The organism is Halomarina oriensis (genome assembly GCF_009791395.1).
Lineage (GTDB): Archaea > Halobacteriota > Halobacteria > Halobacteriales > Haloarculaceae > Halomarina > Halomarina oriensis.
The window spans coordinates 37934-58894 of record NZ_WSZK01000026.1 but is presented as its reverse complement, the minus strand read 5'-3'; the positions used below and the strand labels follow the sequence as shown (position 1 = coordinate 58894).

At 68.0% G+C, this 20961-nt stretch carries 20 protein-coding genes and 1 pseudogene; 12 read left to right on the top strand and 9 right to left on the bottom strand.

Annotated elements, in window-relative coordinates; translation table 11 throughout:
* The first annotated feature begins 108 nt into the window (after positions 1-108).
* Positions 109-1431 (top strand): nickel pincer cofactor biosynthesis protein LarC, encoded by a 1323-nt coding sequence (gene larC, locus GQS65_RS15090; RefSeq protein ID WP_158205459.1) that lies wholly within the window; start codon positions 109-111, stop codon positions 1429-1431.
* Between the two features lie 14 nt (positions 1432-1445).
* Here the strand turns inward: larC and GQS65_RS15085 are convergent, their stop codons facing one another.
* Together GQS65_RS15085 and radB are read right to left on the bottom strand one after the other, a co-directional pair.
* Positions 1446-2195, bottom strand: a complete 750-nt coding sequence (locus GQS65_RS15085; protein WP_368280261.1) for a hypothetical protein — start codon at positions 2193-2195, stop codon at positions 1446-1448.
* Between the two features lie 76 nt (positions 2196-2271).
* On the bottom strand, positions 2272-2964 hold the full coding sequence (radB, locus tag GQS65_RS15080; protein ID WP_368280260.1) for a DNA repair and recombination protein RadB: 693 nt from the start codon (positions 2962-2964) through the stop codon (positions 2272-2274).
* Between the two features lie 123 nt (positions 2965-3087).
* Between radB and GQS65_RS15075 the strand changes: the two genes are divergently transcribed.
* Complete coding sequence (locus GQS65_RS15075; protein ID WP_158205458.1) at positions 3088-3789, top strand: helix-turn-helix domain-containing protein; 702 nt, start codon at positions 3088-3090, stop codon at positions 3787-3789.
* Positions 3790-4036: 247 nt separating this feature from the next.
* On the opposite strand, the gene gcvH is transcribed toward GQS65_RS15075, so the two are convergent.
* Positions 4037-4435: a glycine cleavage system protein GcvH gene (gcvH, locus tag GQS65_RS15070; protein WP_158205457.1), complete on the bottom strand. Its 399-nt coding sequence runs from the start codon at positions 4433-4435 to the stop codon at positions 4037-4039.
* Positions 4432-5508: a glycine cleavage system aminomethyltransferase GcvT gene (gene gcvT / locus GQS65_RS15065; RefSeq protein WP_158205456.1), complete on the bottom strand. Its 1077-nt coding sequence runs from the start codon at positions 5506-5508 to the stop codon at positions 4432-4434. Before gcvT ends, gcvH begins: the two co-directional genes overlap by 4 nt.
* A 244-nt stretch (positions 5509-5752) precedes the next feature.
* Here gcvT and GQS65_RS15060 point away from each other — a divergent pair, with 244 nt between their 5' ends.
* Both GQS65_RS15060 and GQS65_RS15055 read left to right on the top strand, forming a co-directional pair.
* The gene (locus GQS65_RS15060; protein ID WP_158205455.1) at positions 5753-7321 is read left to right on the top strand and encodes a DUF4394 domain-containing protein; all 1569 of its coding nucleotides are present in this window, start codon (positions 5753-5755) and stop codon (positions 7319-7321) included.
* 66 nt (positions 7322-7387) lie between these two features.
* The gene (locus tag GQS65_RS15055; protein WP_158205454.1) at positions 7388-7786 is read left to right on the top strand and encodes a CBS domain-containing protein; all 399 of its coding nucleotides are present in this window, start codon (positions 7388-7390) and stop codon (positions 7784-7786) included.
* A gap of 72 nt (positions 7787-7858) precedes the next feature.
* On the opposite strand, the gene GQS65_RS15050 is transcribed toward GQS65_RS15055, so the two are convergent.
* The 3 genes from GQS65_RS15050 to GQS65_RS15040 all read right to left on the bottom strand — a co-directional run bounded on the left by GQS65_RS15050 (position 7859) and on the right by GQS65_RS15040 (position 11630).
* Positions 7859-8083 carry a hypothetical protein gene (locus GQS65_RS15050; RefSeq protein ID WP_158205453.1) on the bottom strand — a complete coding sequence of 75 codons (225 nt, stop codon included), beginning with the start codon at positions 8081-8083 and terminating at the stop codon, positions 7859-7861.
* An 81-nt stretch (positions 8084-8164) separates the two neighbouring features.
* Positions 8165-9937: a Na+/H+ antiporter gene (locus GQS65_RS15045; RefSeq protein WP_158205452.1), complete on the bottom strand. Its 1773-nt coding sequence runs from the start codon at positions 9935-9937 to the stop codon at positions 8165-8167.
* A gap of 115 nt (positions 9938-10052) precedes the next feature.
* Positions 10053-11630 carry a S8 family serine peptidase gene (locus GQS65_RS15040; protein WP_158205451.1) on the bottom strand — a complete coding sequence of 526 codons (1578 nt, stop codon included), beginning with the start codon at positions 11628-11630 and terminating at the stop codon, positions 10053-10055.
* A gap of 142 nt (positions 11631-11772) precedes the next feature.
* Between GQS65_RS15040 and GQS65_RS15035 the strand changes: the two genes are divergently transcribed.
* From GQS65_RS15035 to gcvPB, 8 genes are all read left to right on the top strand, one after another.
* A complete protein-coding gene (locus tag GQS65_RS15035; RefSeq protein ID WP_368280259.1) occupies positions 11773-12231 on the top strand; it encodes an NYN domain-containing protein in 459 nt (152 codons plus the stop codon).
* Positions 12232-12290: 59 nt separating this feature from the next.
* The gene (locus tag GQS65_RS15030) at positions 12291-12848 is read left to right on the top strand and encodes a GNAT family N-acetyltransferase (protein WP_158205450.1); all 558 of its coding nucleotides are present in this window, start codon (positions 12291-12293) and stop codon (positions 12846-12848) included.
* Complete coding sequence (locus tag GQS65_RS15025; RefSeq protein WP_158205449.1) at positions 12845-13012, top strand: hypothetical protein; 168 nt, start codon at positions 12845-12847, stop codon at positions 13010-13012. The genes GQS65_RS15030 and GQS65_RS15025 overlap by 4 nt, the downstream gene beginning before the upstream one ends.
* A gap of 72 nt (positions 13013-13084) precedes the next feature.
* Positions 13085-13924, top strand: a complete 840-nt coding sequence (locus tag GQS65_RS15020; RefSeq protein WP_158205448.1) for a TatD family hydrolase — start codon at positions 13085-13087, stop codon at positions 13922-13924.
* A 67-nt stretch (positions 13925-13991) separates the two neighbouring features.
* Entirely contained in the window at positions 13992-14573 is a 582-nt protein-coding gene (locus GQS65_RS15015) for a DUF2150 family protein (RefSeq protein ID WP_158205447.1), read from the top strand.
* 174 nt (positions 14574-14747) lie between these two features.
* Positions 14748-16088 carry a hydroxymethylglutaryl-CoA synthase gene (hmgB, locus tag GQS65_RS15010; protein WP_158205446.1) on the top strand — a complete coding sequence of 447 codons (1341 nt, stop codon included), beginning with the start codon at positions 14748-14750 and terminating at the stop codon, positions 16086-16088.
* Positions 16089-16266: 178 nt separating this feature from the next.
* Positions 16267-17604 carry an aminomethyl-transferring glycine dehydrogenase subunit GcvPA gene (gene gcvPA, locus GQS65_RS15005; RefSeq protein ID WP_158205445.1) on the top strand — a complete coding sequence of 446 codons (1338 nt, stop codon included), beginning with the start codon at positions 16267-16269 and terminating at the stop codon, positions 17602-17604.
* Entirely contained in the window at positions 17601-19022 is a 1422-nt protein-coding gene (gene gcvPB / locus GQS65_RS15000) for an aminomethyl-transferring glycine dehydrogenase subunit GcvPB (RefSeq protein WP_158205444.1), read from the top strand. Before gcvPA ends, gcvPB begins: the two co-directional genes overlap by 4 nt.
* 344 nt (positions 19023-19366) lie before the next feature.
* Here gcvPB and GQS65_RS14995 read toward each other — a convergent pair.
* Both GQS65_RS14995 and GQS65_RS14990 read right to left on the bottom strand, forming a co-directional pair.
* Positions 19367-20372 (bottom strand): annotated as a pseudogene (locus GQS65_RS14995) (DUF3179 domain-containing protein).
* 78 nt (positions 20373-20450) lie between these two features.
* A complete protein-coding gene (locus tag GQS65_RS14990) occupies positions 20451-20906 on the bottom strand; it encodes a hypothetical protein (protein WP_158205443.1) in 456 nt (151 codons plus the stop codon).
* Between the last annotated feature and the right edge of the window lie 55 nt (positions 20907-20961).

Here is a 20961-nt window from a genome sequence, read left to right as displayed (position 1 = left end):
GCCGCTCTCCGACCCGTTCGCCGTGGTAGTCCGTCGCTACCGGCCCTGCTCGGTGGGTACTCCCCGGCGTGTCGCGGCGCTTTAGCCCCGTCCGGTCCGAGAGCACCCATGCGAACGCTCGCCTTCGACGGTCGGATGGGTGCCAGCGGCGACATGCTCCTCGGTGCACTGCTCGCCGCCGGCGCGGACCCGGCCGTCCTCGACTCGGTCGAAGCGGCGCTCCCGGTCCACTACGACGTCGGTGCGACCGAGAAGAACGGCATCCTCGCCACGCGGGTCGTCGTCCGACTCGACGGGGGCGACGTGGGAGACGGTGTGGACCACGGCGACGACGAAGGAGTGTCCGACGCCCACCACCACGGCGACGACGAGGACCACGACCACGCTCACCACCATGAGCACAGCCACGACCACGCTCACGGAGGTGACCACGCGGAGGGCCGGGGCGCACTCCGGACCTACCCCGAAGTCGTCGAGTTGGTCGAGGGGATGGCCCTCTCCGCCTCTGTCGAGCACGACGTACTCGCCGTCTTCGAGCGACTCGGGGAGGCCGAAGCGCGGGTCCACGGCACCGACCTCGACGAGACGCACTTCCACGAGGTCGGCGCGGACGACGCCGTCGCGGACGTCGTCGGCGTCTGTCTCCTGCTCGACGACCTCGGAGTCGAACGCGTCGTGACGACGCCGCTCGCCACCGGCGGCGGCGAGGTGACGATGAGTCACGGCACCTACCCGGTCCCGACGCCCGCGACGCTGAACCTCGCGGACGACGCGTCGTGGTCGCTCCGTGGCGGCCCCGTCGAGATGGAACTGCTCACGCCGACGGGTGCGGCGCTGCTCGCACATCTCGCCGAGGGCGTCGAGACGCTTCCCACGATGCGCGTCGAGACCTCCGGGTACGGCGCGGGCGGTTACGACGTCCCCGAGTACCCGAACGTTCTCCGGGGCATCGTCGGCGAGGCGGCGGGCGGCCTGCGCCGCGACCCCGTCCGGGTGCTGGAGACGAACGTCGACGACGTGACCCCCGAGGTGCTCGGCAGTCTCCACGAGACGCTCGCCGAGGTCGGCGCACGCGACGTGACGGTGCTCCCGACGACGATGAAGAAGTCCCGCCCCGGCCACCTCGTGAAGGTCGTGGTGAAAGCCGAGGACGCCGAACGCGTCGCCCGGCGACTCGCCGAGGAGACGGGCACGCTCGGCGTCCGCGAGACGGGCGTCAGTCACCGCTTCGTCGCCGACCGGGAGTTCGAGACGGTCACGCTCGCCGTCGACGGCGAGCGCTACGAGGTGTCGGTGAAACTCGCTAGCGCGGGCGAGGAGCGCTTCGACGTGAGCGCGGAGTTCGACGACGCACTCGCCGTCGCTCGCGAGACGGGGCTCCCCGTCCGTGAGGTGATGGACCGGGCAGAGACGGTGGCACGGGACCGGTGAGCCGGGCGTCCCGACTACGTCTCGCCGTCCTCGTCGCTTCGGTGTTCGTCGAGCGCCTCGTCCATCGTCAGTTCACCGCGTGCCACTCGGCGTGCGAGGCCCTCGGTGATGGTCCGGTCGCCCTCGCTCTGTTCGCGCGACCGGCGTTTGATGACCTGAATCTCGCCTTTCGTCGGCGTGATGTCCCGGCCCTCGATACGCTCGCCCGAGCGTCGGGCGATGTTGACCGCCGCGAGCACGTCGCCCATGCCTCGCGCACCGGTCCCGAGGTACGGCGTCGTCCCCGTCTCGTCGACGAGTTCCAGCGGCACGTCGCCCAGGTCCTCGACGATACGCGACCCGTCGAGTCGCGCCCCGTCACCGATGCGGACCGTCGGGTCGACGGTGTCCTCCAGTTCGCGCTCGACGACGGCCGCCACCTCCGAGACGGGCACCTGAAACGCCGCGACGACGGTGTCGCCGACGAGAACGGCGACCCCCGGTCTGTCGCCGGGGTCGATGCCGACGACGACCCGGTCCTCGCCGTCGCGGATGAGCGCCAGCGCCTCCTCGACCGCCCGGCGGGGGTCCTCGGGGTCGGCACGGACCACGTCGACCGATAGCTGTTCGGGGTACACCTCGTCGTCGGGACCGGTGACGAGCAGCGTCGTCGCTTCGGGCAGTGGCTCTTCGACCTCCTGTGTGGTGAACTCGACCGACCGGTCGCGCAACTCGTTGACGACGCCGTGGTACACCTCGAAGTCCGTCGTGGCGACGACTATCACGAGCGACGTTGCCCGCCGACCAGTAAAAACTCTCCCGCGTTCGCCGTGTTCGGGCCGACCGGCCCCCGACTCGACGCTACGTGTCGTCCGCCGCGACCAGGCCGTCGTCGGTGATACGGAACCGGGCGGACCCGCCGGCGGGTTTCGAGCGGTGTTTCTCCAGCGTCGCCCGGCGGTTCCCGCCGCGGAACCGTTCGAGACGGACGACGGCCGCCGACCAGTGACTCAGCGTGTGGCCGCCGAGCCCACGCGAGCGGTCGCTGTCCGGGTCGGTGAACACCTGGTTCGTGATGAGCACCGCGACGTCGTGTCGCCGCGCGAGGCTCAGCAGGTGGGTTATCTGGCGGACGACCTTCCGGAGGGTGGCTCCCTCGTCGTCGTTGTCGCGTTCGAGGCGGTAGAAGCCGGTGGCACTGTCGAGGACGACGAGGTCGACCTGCGAGGCCACCTCTGCGGCGTCCTTGACGGCCTCCTCCTGCTCCTCGAAGTCGAGTGCGTCGCTGACGATGACCCGCGAGGCGAGTTCGTCGACTCCCTCGTCGCCGGCGACCGACCGGGCCAACTGCTCGAAGCGGTCGGGGGAGATGCCCTCGGTGTCGATGTAGAGCACACTCGACCCCGAGGCGGCGACGCCGACGGCCGCCGAGAGGGCGATGTTCGTCTTGCCGGCGGCGGGCGCGCCGTACACCTGCGTCACCGCGCCGCGTTCGAGACCGCCACCCAGCAGGTCGTCGACGGGCGCACACCCGGTCGAGATGTGGTCGCTCACTGCTCGCGGCTTGGTGAGGTGACGATAAAAACCTCCCCGATACGTGCCGGTCGACCACCCGACGGCGACGGTCGGACGGTGTGGAGTCGGCACGCCTTTCCGGCCCGCCCGCCCGCTCCCGGCATGGACCCGCGACGGACGCTCGCACAGCAGATGGCCGGCGAAGTCGTGACGAGCGACGACCCCGGCGGGACGCTCCGGAAGTGGCGGACGGACTTCGACGTGGCCCAGACGACGCTCGCCGACCACCTCGACGTCTCGCCGTCGGTCGTCTCGGACTACGAGTCCGGCCGGCGACAGAACCCCGGTATCGCCGTCGTCCGCCGGATGGTCGACGGCCTGCTCGACATCGACGAGTCGCGTGGCGGTGGCCGGATTCGCCAGCACGCACGAGTCCTCACGGCGGGGTTCGACAGCGACGCCGTCCTCGACCTGCGGGAGTACCCGACGGCCATCCCGCTGGAGCGGTTCTACGACGCCATCGACGCCACCGAACTCGTCGCCGGAACCGCGACGACCATCGCCGGCCACACCGTCATCGACTCCATCGAAGCCATCACGCGACTCTCCTCCGAGGAGTTCTACCGACTGTACGGCCAGTCGACGAACCGGGCGCTCGTGTTCACGAACGTGACACGCGGGGAGTCGCCGCTCGTCGCGTTGCGGGTGGTCACGCCGACGCCGACGGCCGTCGTCCTCCACGACATCGAGGAGGATGCGGTGTGGGAGCACGCCGCCGCCCTCGCGCGAGCGGAGGGCTACTCGTTGGCGGTGACCGACCGGGAGACGAGCGCGATGCTGGACGCGATGCGGGAGGTCGCCTGAGCGACCGGCGCGCGCCGACCCGCGAGGACGGACGACAGCACGTCGAGCGTCTGCCACCCCGATTCCTCGCCAGCATCCTCGGCCTCCGTCGACCCGGTGCTCACGTCGGTGCCGGACGGAGCGAGCGGAATCGAACGCGCCGACCGCGGTTTGCTATCGCCGAATACGGTTTACCGGCGGTGTGCCGGAGCGACCGCTCGTCGGTCCGTAGCGGCAGAAAGACGGCGTCTCGACGTCGTTCTACTGGTCAGTCGATCTGTTCGGCGTAGGCGTCGGCGGCGAGGAGAGCGTCGAGTTCGCTCTCGTCGACGTCCTCCAGTTCGAGCATCCAGCCGTCGCCGTAGGGGTCGTCGTTGACGAGTTCCGGTTCGTCGAACAGCGTCTCGTTGACGGCACTGACGGTGCCCGAGAGCGGGGCGTAGAGGTCCGAGACCGCCTTGATGGACTCGATGACGCCGAACTGTGCGTCCTGGTCGAGGCTCTCGCCCGGTTCGGGGAGTTCGACGAAGACGACGTCGCCCAACTCGTCCTGTGCGAAGTCGGAGATGCCGATTCGAGCGGTGGTCGCGGACTCCTCTGCGCTCTCGACGCGGGCCCACTCGTGCGTTTCCAGATATCGAAGGTCGTCCGGTGTCTCGAAGCTCATTGGAACGGTGTGTCGCTGATGCGTGCCTGTTTGTGTTTCCCGCGAACCACGACCTGCACGCGCGTGCCGGGGTCCGCGTACTCGGCCGGGACGTAGCCGAGGCCGACCGGTCTGTCGAGGGTGGGACTCATCGTCCCGCTGGTGAGGTGGCCGATGACCTCGCCGTCGTCGGCGACGTCGTAGCCGTGGCGCGGGACGCCACGGTCCAGCAGTTCGACGCCGACGAACCGCATCTCGGGGTCGGTCCCCTCCGCGAGCGTGTCACGCCCGACGAACGCGGGTTCGGCGTCGAGTTTCACGACGAACCCGATTCCCGCCTCGTAGGGGGTTCGTGGCTCGTCCTCGGGGTCGAAGTCCTGCCCGGAGAGCAGGAACCCGTGTTCGATGCGCAGCGTGTCGCGTGCGCCGAGACCACACGGCTGGCAGTCGAACGCCGACCAGACCGCCTTGCTCTCGTCGGCCGGGCAGAGTATCTCGAAGCCGTCTTCGCCGGTGTACCCCGTCCGCGCGGCGAGGACCGGGACGTCCGCGACGGTGGTCGTGGCGATCTCGAACCGACCCACGTCCCGGACGGACTCGTCGGCCGCGTCGGCGAGGAGGGCCTCGGCGTCCGGCCCCTGGACCGCGAACATGCCGTACTCCTCGGTGGCGTCCTCGACGGTGGCGTCGAGGCCCCACTCCTCACGGTGGTCGGTCCACCGCTCGTACATCCGGACGTCGTGGCCGGCGTTCGGGACGAACAGGTAGCCCGCCTCCTCGGGGAGGTCGTAGACGACGGTGTCGTCGAGGACGACTCCCCGGTCGTCGACGACGGCCGAGTACTGGCCCTCGCCGGGCGAGAGGCGTGTCACGTCGTTGGTCGTCAGCCGCTGCATCAGTTCGAGGGCGTCGGGGCCGCCGACGCGGATCTCGCCCATGTGCGAGACGTCGAAGACCCCCGCGGCCTCGCGGACGGCGGTGTGTTCCGTGCGGATGGAGTCGAACTCCACCGGCATCTCCCACCCGCCGAACTCCGTGAACGTAGCGCCACGCTCGGCGTGTCTCTCGCGTAGCGGCGGCATCCGAAGGGCCATATCGGCATCCTCGCGGCGAACGACGTAATGATTTGGTAATCGCGCTGGTCTCGGGTGTAAACCGTATATCGAGATACGAAGTCGGGCGGAGGCACGCGCTCGTGCTCGGCGGTTCCACTGTGAATACTCCACACTCGAACAGTATCACTGTGGTGACAGAATTTGGGTCTCGGTCGGGTACGAATCCGGAATATCCCTTTTGCCCGCTACGGAGCAGAGTCTGGTGCGAGTTGACAACACTACCATGACGGACCAGGACACCATCGAATCACGAATCGAGTCGGGAGAGAGCTTCGCCGATCTCGTCGACGACGGGAGCGACCGGGACCGGACGAACGACGCCCACCGCGACGAGTCACCGACGGAACTGCTCGGGCGCGTCGGGAGCGCGCTCAGCAGACGCTCGTTCATGCACGGAGTAGGTGCCGCGGGCCTCGGGGCTGTGGCGCTCTCGGTCGTCGGCAGCGGCGTCGCGGCCGCGGACCACGAACCACCCATCTACGGACTGACGCTCGTCCCGCACGAGGACTCGGAGATGGGTCTCGCCCTGCTGGCGACCGACGACGGGAACGCGGTCGTCGGTGTCGACCTCGACTCCGGGACGATAAAGACGGACCACGCGGTCCACGTCCAGGGTGTCGCGGACGGGCGCACACTCCTCGGTCTCGACTACCGACCGTCCGACGGGATGCTGTACTCGCTCGACGGTCACGGACAGCTCTATCGGATGGACGTCCCGTCGAGCGGGGCGTCGTCCGTCTCGGCGCACACGGTGGGGTCGCCGGCGGACTACCCCGACACGGACCTCTCGGCCGGCATCGGCTTCGACTTCAACCCGGTCGCCGACGCGATTCGCGTCGTCACGACCGATGGCGACAGCTTCGTCACGAACGCCGACGACGGGACCATCATCAGGCAGGACCCGGACACGTTCTACGCGGAGGGCGACGCGAACGCGGGTACCGACCCGCAACTCAGCGCCGCCGGGTACACGAACAGCGTCCCCGACCCGGAGACGACGATGCTGTACGACATCGACAGCAACCTCGACGTGCTCGTCCAGCAGAACGCGAACCCGGACTCCCCCGACACCAGCGCCCTGACGACCATCGGGTCGCTCGGCGTCGACGTCGGGGCCGTCAACGGCTTCGACATCTCGGGGAGCGACGGGACGGCCTACGCCCTGTTCGTCGTCGACGGTGCGAGCGAACTCTACACCGTCGACCTGATGACGGGCCTCGCCTCCCGCGTCGGTGACGACAAGGGCGGTATGGGCGACGTCACGGACGTCGACATCCTGAACTTCGCGCTGACGCTCGAACACCTCGAAGCGAACTACTACACCGAGGCGCTGAAGATCTACAGCGAGGACGACTTCGAGGGCTTCGGCAGTCCGGGGATGGAGACGTTCAGCGGCGGTCGCCCGCGCTACGGCACCTACCAGCAGTACGAGAAGATCCGCGACCACGAGGTGGCTCACGTCGAAGCGCTCCGCGCGACCATCAAGGACCTCGGTGGGACGCCCGTCGAGGCCGCCGAGTACGAGTTCCCGTACTCGTCCATCGAGGAGTTCGTGAACCTGTCGGCGACCATCGAGAACGTCGGCGTCTCCGCGTACGCCGGTGCGGCACCGCTCATCGAGAACGACGAGATACTGGCCGCGGCGGCCTCCATCCACAGTGTCGAGGCCCGTCACGCCACCTACATCATGCTCCAGCGCAACGGCGGCGCGCCCCCGTTCGGCGGCGCGTTCGACCCGGCCCGCTCGATGGAGGAGGTCGTCGACATCGCCAGTCAGTTCATCGTCTCCTGAGGGCCACACCGAGCGTATCGGGGTGTGAGAACAAGGCTTATTTTCCGCTGCCTACAACGAAGACCGATGGACGATGTCTTCGTCGGGAGCCTGATGTCTTCGCCAGTGTACACCGTTCGACCGGACACGGCCGTGCAGGTCGTCGGTTCGACGATGCTCGACCGCGGCATCGGGTCGGCGATCGTCGTCGACGAGGAGGGCCGCCTCGAAGGAATCCTCACCGCGACCGACTTCGTCCGCATCGTCGCGGAGTCCGACGACACCGACGCGACCGTCGGTGACGTGATGAGTACGGACCTCGTCACCGTCACCGCCGACGAACACATCCAGACGGCCGCGAACCTCGTCATCGAACACGGGTTCCACCACCTCCCGGTCGTCGACGGCGAGACGGTCATCGGCGTCGTCACGACGACCGACCTGACGGCGTACATCTCCGACCGCGTCACACCGACACCGAACTGAGCGTCGGCCCCCAGTCGGCACTACGACTCAACTGTGACTCGAAGAACACGTGAGAGAAGCCGCCGGGCCGGGTTAGCCGTCGAACGGTTCGTCGTCGCGGTGGTTGTCGACGTTCTCCTGTTCGGCGGCCTCCTCCTCGCGGACCTCCGACTTGCGTTCGACCTCCTCCTCTATCTCCTCGTTGCGCTGCTCTCGGGCACCCTCCTTGGCCTCGGCCTCGGCCTCCTCGATGTCCTCTGCCTCCTCTTCGTCTTTCTCCTTCGCCATCGTCCGGTCGCGTTCGTGTTCGTCTGCCATATCCCTCGGCTCTCGGGCCGGCCGCATATGCGCTGGGGCGGCCCTGGCAAGCCGTTCTCCGAGCGATCCTGCCCGCGGGGTTCAGTCGCTCATGCGTGAGTCGCCGTCGGAGTCGACGTCGAGGCCGAACTCGCTGGCTCGGGTCCGCCAGAACTCGTCGTAGCCCTCTTCTCCGGTCTCGACGGTCGAGTCGCCGCTGCGCACCTCGTCGAGTTTCAGGTCGACCTCGTCCATCAGCTGGTCACCCACGTCGTCGGTGATGACGCCCGTGCGGACGGCGTCGAGGATGGCGCTCTTCTCTCGCTGGAGCACCTGCCGTTCGCCGACGAGCAGCCGTTCGCGGCGGAGTTCGGGGTTCTTCGAGAGCAACGCCGCGATGGTCTCTTGGAGTTCCGTCTGCTCCTGTTCGTACTCGTTGGTGAAGTCCTGGTAGACCTCGCGTGGCAGGTCTCCCTCGCGTTTGAGCCGGTCTGCGGCGTCGAGCGCGGCGGTGACCGCCCGCCGTCTGCCGACGAGCAGTTCGTACAGTTCCTCGGCGTCCGAGCGGGTGATGACGCCGAGGCCGTCGAGCAGCCGCTCCATCGTCAGTCCCTGGACGACGAGCGAGAACGCGGCGACACCGAACACCATCGCACGCAGTTCCTCGCGGTACGGGAACGGTCCTCCCGACTCGACGGTAGCGGGGAGCCCCAGGACGAGCGCGATGGGAATCGACCCGTGGAGGCCACCCCAGAGCATCACGTGCTGATACGAGCGGGAGACCGTCGGCTGGATGAACCGGTTGACGACGGTGGTGATGGGGTAGACGACGGCCCCGCGCGCGAGGAGCACGAGCGGGATAGCCAGCAGGATGAGCGGCGCGTGGCGCACCAACTGGTTCACGGGCGTCGTCACGCCGATCATCAGGAAGATGAACGTGTTGACGAGGAACGCGAACGTCTCCAGGGAGTTGAACACCGAGACCTTCGTCCGGGGACTCATCGCGTACTCCGCACCGCGGTTCCCGATGAAGAGACCGGCGACGACGGTGGCGATGACTCCCGAGACGTGGAGGTAGTGTTCCGCGAGGAGGAACGACCCGTACGCGAGGATGAGCGTCAGGACGATCTCGGTCATGTGGTCGTCGAGGTTGTACATCACGGTGTAGACGGCGTAGCCCGCGACGAGGCCGACGGCGAGACCACCGAGGCTCACGACGACGATGTCGACCGCGAGACCGCCGACGCCGCTCGCGGTCAGCAGGTCGTCGGGACTCGCACCGCTCTCGACGAGTGCGAGCAGTGCGGAGAACAGCACGACGCCCACCCCGTCGTTGATGAGGCTCTCGCCTTCGACGAGTACGGAGAGGCGGTCGGGCGCACCCAGTTCCTTGAAGAGGGCGAGGACGCTGACCGGGTCGGTCGGGAGTATCATCGCCGCGAACAGCAGCGAGATGAGCCACGGGAAGCCGAAGGCGTAATGCCCGGCGACACCGAGCAACGTGACCGAGACGATGAGGCCGACGACGGCGAGCGCCAGAACCGGCCCGAGGTTCCGGCGCAGTCGTTCGAAGTCCGTCGTCGCCGCCCCCTCGAACAGCAACGGCGGGAGGAGGACGAGCAGGATGAGGTCGTGTGACAGTTCGATCTGGATGTCGAACTCGCCGGTGGCGAAGCGGACGATGGAGACGGCGATACCCGCGAGCAGCAGCGCGATGGTGTAGGGGAACCGCCCGACCTTGGCGACGAACACGCCGACCGCGGCGGCGATGAGCGCGATAGGCAACAGGTCGATGAGGATCCCCTCGATGTTCGGTGCCTGCTCGCTCGCCTGGACGAGGAGCGGCACGACCAGCGAGACGAAGCCGAGTTCCATACGCCTCCAACTCGTGGCCCACTGATAAGCGAGTGGCCGGCCCAGACGGAGACCGTACCGTCGGCTATCGATTCGGTGTCAAAAGAAGGGTTCACGCGGCCGCGAGTCGGCGCGACTACTGGTACTCGGTGATGGTGACCGTGTACGAACCGCTGCCGCTGTAAGAGTCCACCAGGATGGTGAGGTCCGTCGACGTGTCGGGGTTGTCGATGGTGATGGTCTCCTGACTGTTCGTCGTCCACGAGCGGTAGTCGTAGCTCGACGTGGTCGGACAGCTACCCGTGCCGTCGCTGACGTAGAGGTCGAAGTCGGCGTCCGACGGGCCGTCGAGTTCGACGACGACCTGGCTCGGACTGGAGTAGCTGAACCCGTAGTTGTAGCACATGTCGTCGTAGTAGCCAGCGAGCGACCCGTCGGCGCTGGCCGACGTGGAGTCACCGCCACCGCCGCCGCCGCCGTCGCCACCGTCGTCGCCGCCACCGCCGCCGCTACCGGGCGTCGTGGTGACCGCGTTCCCGGCGTCGACACGACCGCTACCCTGCTCGTCGGCCGGGAGGCCGACGTCGACGGCCGTCGCTTTGAGGTGACTGCGGAGTTCGCTGTTCGTGAGGTCGTGGGCGGCCAGCGTGAGGCCGGCGACCCCGGCGACGACGGGTGTCGCCATCGAGGTGCCCGAGATCTTGCGGTAGCCGTCGTCGGACCACGTCGAGAGGACGTTCGTCCCCGGTGCGGCGAGTTCGATCTCCGAGCCGACGTTGGAGTAGCTGGCGATGGTCTCGTCGGGGTCCAGCGCGGACACGGCGAGACATTCGGAGTACGCCGCGGGGTACGAGACGGGCTGGCCCGAGTCGTTCCCCGCAGCGGCGACGACGAGCGCCCCGTTGTTCGTCGCGTAGCTGACGGCGTTCTTCATGGTGTTGGTGTAGCCACCGCCACCGAGCGAGAGGTTGATGACGTCCGCACCCTGGTCGGCCGCCCACTGGACGGCGTCGGCGATGTCGGACGTCGACCCGGAGCCCTGCTCGGAGAGCGCCCGCCCCGAGATGATGCTGGAGTTCCCGATGCCGGAGACGCCCTCGCCGTTGTTGGTCTCGGCGGCGGCGATACCGGCGACGTGCGTGCCGTGGTACTCGTCCGCGAGCGAGTCCGGATACGGGTCCGAATCGTCGTCGACGAAGTCGTAGCCGGGGTTCGACGCCATGTTGCCGTCGAGGTCCGGGTGGTCGTACTTCACACCCTGGTCGACGACGGCGACGGTGACGCCCGAGTCACCGAACGTCGTGTCCCACGCCTCGGGGGCGTTGACCTGCTGGTCGGCGTACTGGTCGCCGAACCGCGGGTCGTTGGGCACCTGGAGCGACTGGAACGTCGCGTTCTCCTCGACGTACTTCACGTCGCTCTTCTTCTGCATCGCCTCCATGAAGTTCTCGCGGGCCTTCGCGTTGCCCTTGCCGGGGAACTGGACGGCCGCGTAGCCGAGCGTCTCGTTGACGTGGACCATCTTCGCCTGCTTCGGCAGGCCGATGGTCTCCTTGACGTCTTTCGTCCCGGTGACGCCGACGAGGAGTTCGTCCGCTTTCGCCCCAGGTTCGCGTCCGGGGGTCGCGCTTGCCATACCAGTCAGACCCGCAGCGCCTGCGAGCCCCGTGAGGCGCAGGAACATGCGACGGTCGAACGTGTTATCTTCTCCCATGCGACTACTCATGACACGAGACGCTATTTCAATCTTATTATCTCAAAATTAACCTAAAAAATTACACTTTGGAGCACATATCTGAATGGTGCGTCGGCTCTCGAATCGGTACTGCTTTCGGCGAGGGTGACGAGAGACGCTCGTGAGCGGGCTCCTGAAGCGTCTCGTCCCGATAGCCGACGACCACGAACGCTCGGTCGGACTGTTCGTGGACGGACCGAACGTGTTCCGCGACGAGTTCGACGTCGACCTCGCGGACCTCCGACGGGTCGCCGAGGAGCGTGGTCGGGTCGCCGTCGCTCGACTCTATCTGAACGAGCACGCCCCTGCAGGGCTGATTCAGGCCGCCGAGGCCCACGGCTTCGAGGTGCTGACGACGAGCGGCGACGTGGACGTGAAACTCGCCGTGGACGCCGTCGCGGGATCGGTCGCCGGCGAGTTCGACGTGCTCGCCATCGCCTCCCGTGACATGGACTTCAAGCCCGCCCTCGAAGTCGCCGCCCGTCGCGGCGTGACGACGCTCGCCATCGCGCCGGGAGCCCACGGCCGCTCGGACGCCCTCCAGCGGACGGCCCACGAGTCGGTCACCATCGGCGACTGAGGCGCGTTCCGGCCTCACGGTTCGGAAAAGCACTTACCTGAGGGAGCGAACGCCGAGTCATGCCCGGTCCAGTCTTCCTGCACGCCGACCGCGTGACCCTCCGGCCACCCGAACGGGAGGACGTCCCGTTCGTCCAGCGCTGTATGAACGACCCACGCGTCTGGCGACCCGCTCTCGACGTGAACCCGATGAACGAGGAACTCGGGACGGAGTTCTTCGAGGACGTCCTCTCGAACGAGGAGAGCGTCCACTGTCTCGTGTGTCTGGACGAGGAGCCGCTGGGCATCGTCACGCTCACCGGCTCGGAGTACGGGCCGAGCGAGACGGCGCGTGCCCGGAACGCCGAACTCGCCTACTGGCTCCACCCCGACCACCACGGAGAGGGCTACGGGTCGGACGCCGCGCGTCGGATGGTCCGGTACGCCTTCGAGGACCGGAACCTCCGGCGTATCACGGCGCGTGTCGGGAGCTTCAACGACGCGTCGGTGGGGCTGCTCGAATCGCTCGGGTTCGAACGCGAGGGGACACAGCGCGAGGCGGCGTGGTTCCGGGGGGCGTACCACGACATGCTCTGGTACGGACTCCTGCGCGAGGAGTGGGAGCGAGACGACCGATGAGCGTCGAGCCCTCGGGACGGCGAGCCATCGCCGGCGTCCAACTCTCGCTCGTGGCGGTGTTCCTCGTGCTGGCCGCGGACTACGGCGTCGACGCCGTCACCGTCGTCGCCGGCGGCCTGCTCGTCGTCGGCTGTGTGCTCGTCTCGACCGGGCTTCGTGGGTGAACGCCGGACTGACCGCTCGGAACTCGCCGCCGAACCGCCCTCGTTTTGCCGGCCGGGCTCACACCACCGTACATGAACGACGTCGACCCCGTCCTCGACGACCACCTCCACCTCGACCCGGTGAACGGTCGGGGGGTGGAGGCGGCCGAGGCGTTCGCCGACCACGGCGGCACCCACCTGCTCGTGCTCAACAAGCCCTCCTGGCACTACGACGTGCAGGTGAGCGACGCCGACGACTTCCGGGTCGCCTACGACCACACGCTCGACGTGGTGGCCGACTCGAACGACGTCCTTCCGGGGAAGGCGTGGCCCGTCCTCGGCGTCCACCCGGCGCTCGTCTCGCAACTCGTCGAACGAGGGTTCTCGCCCGAGGCCGCTCGGGACCTGATGTGCACGGGACTGGACGTCGCCGCCGAGTACGTCTCGTCGGGCGACGCTCTCGCCGTCAAGTCGGGTCGACCACACTACGACGTCGACGAGGCGGTGTGGGACGCGTCGAACGACGTGATGCGCCACGCGTTCGCGCTGGGCGCGCGTGAGGACTGCGCGGTCCAACTCCACACCGAGGGTGGCGAGGAGTTCGAGCAGGTCGCACGGTGGGCCGAGCACGAGGGGATGGCCCGCGAGCACGTCGTCAAGCACTACTCGACGGGCGGGGTCGAGGGACCGACACCGAGCGTGCTCGCGGACAAAGAGGAACTCGTGCGGGCCATCGAGCGCGACGTCCCGTTCATGATGGAGACGGACTTCATCGACGACCCGGACCGGCCGGGCGCGGTGCTCGGCCCGAAGACGGTTCCACGGCGGACGCGGTGGCTCCGCGAGGAGGGCTACGACGAGGCGCTGGAGCGGGCGCACGTCGAGACGCCTCGCCTGGTGTACGGTATCGACACTCGTGGCACGCTCTCGTGAGACAGCGGGTGGCGTCCGCATCCGAACAACGAAAAGGAATATCAGCAGTCGGTCGTAGGTGAGAGATATGAGCACTCCCGAAGGCGAGTTCTACACCGACGAACGATGGCAGAACTGGCTCGACAGACTGGACGACGAGGGTGTCGACCTCGAAGACGAGGACTCCGCGCGCCTGCGCCTGAACATGCAGGACGACGTCGTCATCGCCGTCGCCAAGATCGTCTCGGCGTACGACGACGACCACCTCTCCCAGGAGGAGGCGATGGGCGAACTCGAAGACGTCAGCGCCATCGTCCTCACCGAAATCGACCAGTTCGACGACGAGGACACGCTGATGCTCGTCGACGCCGTCCAGACCGCGATGGTCTGTGTCTTCCACTCCGCACAGGAGTACGTCGCGGCCGGTCCCGCCGATGAAGGAGACATCCAGCAGCACGTCGAGGCCGCGCAGGCCGCCGAGACCGAGGAGGACCTCGACACCGCCCACGTCCACTGCGTGCAGGCGGGGACGCTCATCCTCGACGGCGAGGAGTTCGAGATGGACTTAGAGGAGATGGAGTACGGCCTCGTCGCCGAGTGGGTCAACGGTCTCGACAGCCTCTACGAGGCGATGCGCGACCCCGAAGTCATCGAGGAAGACGACGAGTAACTCGCCTCGACGGGGACACCACGGCCGACGAAGCGCGATTCGATGCTCGGCTCTCCGGACCGACCGAGCGTCGCGTCCGAGTCGCCGACGGTTCGGTCGGTCGACGCAGTAGTTCGACAATCGACGAACTCGTCGTCGTCAAACACTTATACCAGACGAACTACCCCCACAGCAATGACAGCCGTCGGCATCGACGCCATCGAGATCCACACCGGCAAGCTCAAGTTCGACCTTGCCGAGACGCTCGCACCGGTCAAGGACAAGGACCCCGAGTACTATACGAAGGGTATCGGCCTCGCGGCCTCCTCCTTTCCCGACACCTACGAGGACATCGTCACGATGGGCGCGAACGCCGCCTATCAGTTGATGAAGCGCCGTGACCTGTCGCCACAGGACATCGGCCGTATCGACGTCGCCACCGAGTCCTCGTTCGACAACTCCAAGCCCGTCTCGACGTACATCGCGGGCTGTCTCGAACAGGTGTTCGACGGCGACTTCCACCACGCCAACAAGGGCGAGCGCAAGTTCGCCTGCATCTCGGGTACCCAGAGCCTCGACGACGCGTACAACTGGATTCGCGCGGGCCGCCACCGCGGTCGGAGCGCGCTCGTCATCGCCACCGACACGGCACTCTACGCCCGCGGTGACGCCGGCGAGGCGACCCAAGGTGCGGGTGCGGTCGCCATGCTCATCAGCGAGAACCCGGACCTCGTCGAACTCTCGACCGAACAGGGCTACGGCAGTGCCGACGAGACGGACTTCCTCAAGCCCAACCAGCAGTTCCCGAGCGTCGACGGCAAGCGTTCGGTGCAGGTGTACCTCGCACGCATGCGCGAGGCGCTGGAGGACTTCGAGTCGGTCGCCGGCGACACCCACCCCGACGACTTCGAACTCATCCCGTTCCACACGCCGTTCCCCGGCATGGTCCGCAAGGCGGGCCTGCTCGGCTTCCGGCACATGATCCGTGACACCGAAATCGAGGAACAGTTGGCCGACGAAATCGGTCGCCAGCCCCGGCCCGAAGCGTTCGACTCCGACGAGGCATACCTCGACGCCATCAGCGAGTACACTGACAAGCTGAAGGGGACCGAGACGTACCAGGCGTGGTACGACGACACCATCGCGCCGACGCTCGAGATCTCGCGTGAGGTCGGCAACTGGTACACCGGGTCGGTCCACATCGCCCGCGCGAGCGGGCTGAAGGCCGCGCTCGAAGCCGACCAGGACCTCGCGGGCGAGCGTCTGCTCGTCGGGTCGTACGGCTCCGGCGCACAGGCCGAGATTCACGCCGAGACCGTCCAGGAGGACTGGGCCGAAGAGATAGCGGCGCTCACCATCGACGAGCAGATCGAGGCACGCAGGGACATCAGCTTCGAGGAGTACGAGCGCGTCCACGACGTCCACAACCACGACAAGCAGGCCGAGGACGTCGAGGAGTTCACCTCGCCGGCCGACGAGTTCGTCTTCGACGGCTGGGGTCGCATGGGCGAGCGCAAGTACCGCTACGTCGAGTAACGACACGCCGCACCCGGCCGCCGTCGCTCGCTCCTCCGTGGACGCGCTCCGGACGGGGATATCCACGAACGCGCATCGTCGGGCCGGTCGTGGACGCTAACCGAGAGTATGATATGCACCGTCCCGGTAGTGTCTCCCATCAGATGTCCCGCCGACGGACGCCCGATTCTCCAACACCATGAGTAGTGAACACACCCCCGACGGCAGTCCCTTCGCCCCGCACACGCCGAGCGAGACGGCCGCGATGCTCGACGTACTGGGTGTCGACAGCGAGGAGGACCTGTTCGACATCCCCGAGGCCGTCCGCTTCGACGGGTCGTTCGACATCCCCGCACGCAGTGAACGCGACACGCGTCGCCACCTCGAGACGGTCCTCTCGCGCAACGAGGACGTCGTCGAGTTCCTCGGCCGCGGCCACTACGACCACTACGTCCCCTCGCTGGTCGACGCTATCTCCCACCGTTCGGAGTTCCTCACCAGCTACACGCAGTACCAGCCGGAGGTCGCTCAGGGCTTCCTGCAGGCGCTGTTCGAGTACCAGTCGATGCTCGTCGAACTGACGGGTCTCGACGTGGCGAACTGCTCGATGTACGACGCCGCCACCGCACTCGGCGAGGCGGCGACGCTCGCCACTCGCGTCCGCAGCGTCTCGGGGGCCGTCGTGCTCGTCCCCGAGTTGCTCCACGAGGGGCGTCGCGGCACGCTGGAGAACTACGTCGACGGCTCGGACCTCCGCGTCGAGTCCTACCCGATGGACGACGGGAACGTCGACGTCGACGCCCTCCGCGAGCGGATGGACGAGGACGTCGCCATGGTCTACGCCGAGAACCCGACGCTCGCCGGGACCATCGAAGAACGCCTCGCGGACCTCGGTGACCTGACCGACGACCACGACGCGCTGTTCTGTCTCGGGACGGACATCGTCGCGCTCGCGCTCCTGCAGGAACCCGCGAGCGTCGGCGCGGACGTCGTCGTCGGCGAGGCCGCTTCGCTCGGCGTCGGCTACGCCGACGGGATGGGCATGGGGCTGTTCGCCTGCGACGAGTCGTTCCTCCGGCAGGTTCCGGGGCGACTCGTCGGGGCCAGCGAGGACTCGGCGGGAATGCGTGCGTACACGCTGACGCTCCAGACGCGCGAACAGCACATCCGCCGGGAACGCGCCACCTCGAACATCTGTACGAACCAGGCGTGGGTCGCCCTGCGGACGGCCATCCACGCGGCGTCGCTCGGTCCGGAGGGGCTGGTCGACCTGGCCGACGACTGCGTGACGGCCGCGGCGGCCCTCGCCGAACGCGTCGACGACATCAGCGGGATGCGCGCACCCGTCTACGACCGCCACCACTTCCGGGAGTTCGTCGCCCACACCGACCAGCCAGCGGCGGCCGTCGCCTCGGACCTCGCCGACGAGGGGTTCGCCGTCCACGTCGTCGGCGAGCACCGGATTCAGCTCTGTACGACCGAACGCAACGACACGCAGCGCGATGCGCTGGTCGAAGCACTGGAGGACGTCGCATGAAGTACGAGCAAGCACGCTGGACCGACGACTCGGAGGAACTGTACGAACCGCTGCTCTCGGAGAAGCACACCCGCGAGGTCGAGGTCGACTCGGACCTCCCCGACCACCTCACCCGCGACTCGGTCGAACTCCCCGACCTGTCGGAACCCGAACTCGCCCGTCACTACACACGGCTCTCGCAGATGAACTACGGCGTCGAGACGGGGCCGTTCCCGCTCGGGTCGTGTACGATGAAGTACAACCCGAAGTTCACCGACGACGTGGCGGGGCACCCGAAGGCTGCGACCCACCCCGACCGTCCGGCCAGCACCCGCCAGGGGACGCTCGAACTGCGCTATCACCTGCAGGACGTGCTCGGGCGTATCGGTGGGATGGACGCGGTGACGCTCCAACCGCCCGCCGGCGCGGCCGGCGAGTTCACGGGCATCCTCGTCGCCAAGGCCTACCACCAGTCGCGCGGCGACGAGCGCTCGGAGGTCGTCGTCCCCGACTCCGCACACGGGACGAACTTCGCCACGGCGGCGATGGCGGGCTACGACGTGGTCACGCTCCCCGGCGCGGAGGACGGCCGCGTCGACGTAGAGGCACTGGAAGCCGCCGTCAGCGAGGACACAGCGGCGCTGATGCTCACCAACCCCAACACGCTGGGCCTGTTCGAGCGCGACATCGAGGCCATCGCGGACCTCGTCCACGACGCCGGTGGCCTGCTCTACTACGACGGCGCGAACCTGAACGCGCTGCTCGGCCGTGCCCGTCCCGGTGACATGGGCTTCGACATCATGCACTACAACGTCCACAAGACGTTCGCCACGCCCCACGGCGGCGGCGGCCCCGGTGCCGGCCCGGTCGGCGTCACAGACGAACTCGCCGCGTTCCTGCCGGACCCGCACGTCCGCGAGACCAACGGCGGGTTCGAGGAGTACGCCCCCGAGCACTCCATCGGGAAGGTCCACGGCTACGGCGGGAACTGGCTGGTGCTCGTCCGCGCCTACGCCTACATCGCCCGGCTGGGCGACGTCGGCCTCTCGGACGCCTCGGCGAAGGCCGTCCTCAACGCCAACTACCTCGCCTCACAGATCGACTACGACATCCCGTTCGGGCCGTTCCACCACGAGTTCGTCGCCAGCGCCGACGAGGACGCCGCCGACGTCGCCAAGCGGATGCTCGACTACGGCGTCCACCCGCCGACGACGAAGTGGCCCGAGGCCGTCTCCGAGGCGCTGATGACCGAACCGACCGAAGTCGAGAACCGGCGGTCGCTCGACCAGCTCGCCACCGCGTTCGACGCCGTGGCGAACGAGGACGTCGACACCATCGAACGCGCACCCGAGAACACCGCCGCACGTCGTATCGACCAGGTGTCCGCAGCACGCTCGCCACGGCTCTCGTGGCAGGCGCTGGACGCGGACGAGCAGTAGCGGCGACGCGTCACCTCTTCAGTCGGTCACGGAACGGGTCGGTTCCCGGCCCGAAACCGTCGCAACCGTCGCAACGCGACCGCAACGGTCGTGGCTCGTTATCACACCTCGTCACCTACCTGTCGGTGCACCATGGGACTACTCAGTCGCGTCATGAGAGGAAGCGAGCCGACGCCGCGCTATCAGTGCTCGGCGTGTAGAGAGGTGTTCGAGTCGGAGGCCACCGAGGGACCCGTCTGCCCGGTCTGTGGCGACCACAACGTCAACCCCTTCTGAACGCGGGACTCTCCCTCGGTCCGTCGCGCGTGGCGACGCAGGGTCCGTCCTCCGACCCCGCACGCCGTTCATCCCGACCAGAACGCGTCCGCACCGTGGTCGTCCTGCCAGGTGAACGCGAACAGCCGTCGGGCCGGGAGTCGGTCCAGTCGCCGCCCGTCCTCGGCGTCCCCCCGTCGTGGGGTTCCAGGTCGTCCCGTCGGCCGTGACCCGACCGTCATCGTCGACCGTGAACGCGTAGCCGGGGTCCGCGAACGCGTGGAGTCCCTCGCTGGCGAACACGACGACCGACTCGTCGCCGACGGTGGCCTGCACGACGCCACCGGCCGTCTCGACGCGACCCTCTGAGAACCCGAGGGCCTCCCCGTCGCGTTCCAGTCCGAGGACGACGGCTTTGGGTGCCAGGTCCTCGCGGCCCCACTCGCGGCCCGAACCGGTCTCTCGGTGGGCGGCCAGTCCGAAGCCGTCCACCTCGAAGTAGCGCTCGTACGGTCCCGTGTCGTAGTCGATGGGGGCCGGGTCGTCGCCGTCGCTCGCGGCCTCGCTCGCCCCACCCGGTGGGGCCAGCACCTCGCCGCGTGGGCGGCCGTCCCCGACGTCCGCTCCGTCGTCGAGCGCGTACTCCGCGGCGAACCGCTCGAACGACACGAGCGCGGCGGGCAGCACGTCGAGGTCGGTTCCCGCCAGTGGCCCGGCGATGGCCGTCCCGAGCGACTGTTTCCACTCCGACTCCGTCTCGCGGTCGTACATCACCAGGTCGTCGTCGGCGAGTTTCCCCGAGACGCCGAAGGTGAGTTCGCGGACCCCGTCGTCGGTCTCGACCCGGCGGTCGTAGACGACGGCACTGCCACAGAGCGGACACCACGTGACGGCGATGGGGACGCGCTCGTCGTCGCGTTCGACCTCGCTGTTGACGATTTCGTGGTAGTGGAGGTAGCGAACCGGGTACGCGCGAGTCGGGGCCCCCTCGACGACGATGACCTCGTCGTCGCTGTCGCCGTCGTACGTCGCTTCGTAGGTCGGGTCGTCGACGCTCGGGATGGCGTCGCGTGGGACGACCTGTCTGACGTCCATGTCGGGATGACGAGCGCCCCGAGTAAAACCCTCCCCTCGGGTTGGCGAGGAGCGGACACACTCTCGGGGTCGCCGTCGTCACCGTGACGGGGGCGATTGCTCCCGACCCCGCCTCAGGAGTCGCCTGCCACCAGCACCGACGACGAATCCGGCGGTCCCGAGCACCGCCGCGAACGCGAACGGCAGAACCAGCAGCACGTAGACGTAGGCGTTCGCTCCCGACTCGGGGGAGACGCCGACACGAACCAGTCCCGCGGCACCGACGCCGACCAGCAGGACGTACGCGAGTGCGACGCCCGTGACGAGCCCGTCGTTGAGATAGCCGTGGAGTCCGCTCACGCTGACGACTGCGGCGACGACCACGCCCTGTGAGTAGCGCCACGAGCGGAACGGTTCGGTCGGCGCGCTTCCGAGACCGTGCGACGACAGGACGACCGCGAGGTACACGGCTCCGACCACGAGGAGGAACCGGTCGGTGACACGGCGGTCCCGGCCGAACAGCCACGCCCACGGCTCGTTCCGTGTCCGGGTCATACCGTCGACTCCCACGACAGTCGACAAGTAATCACCGATGGACGAAACGAGGACG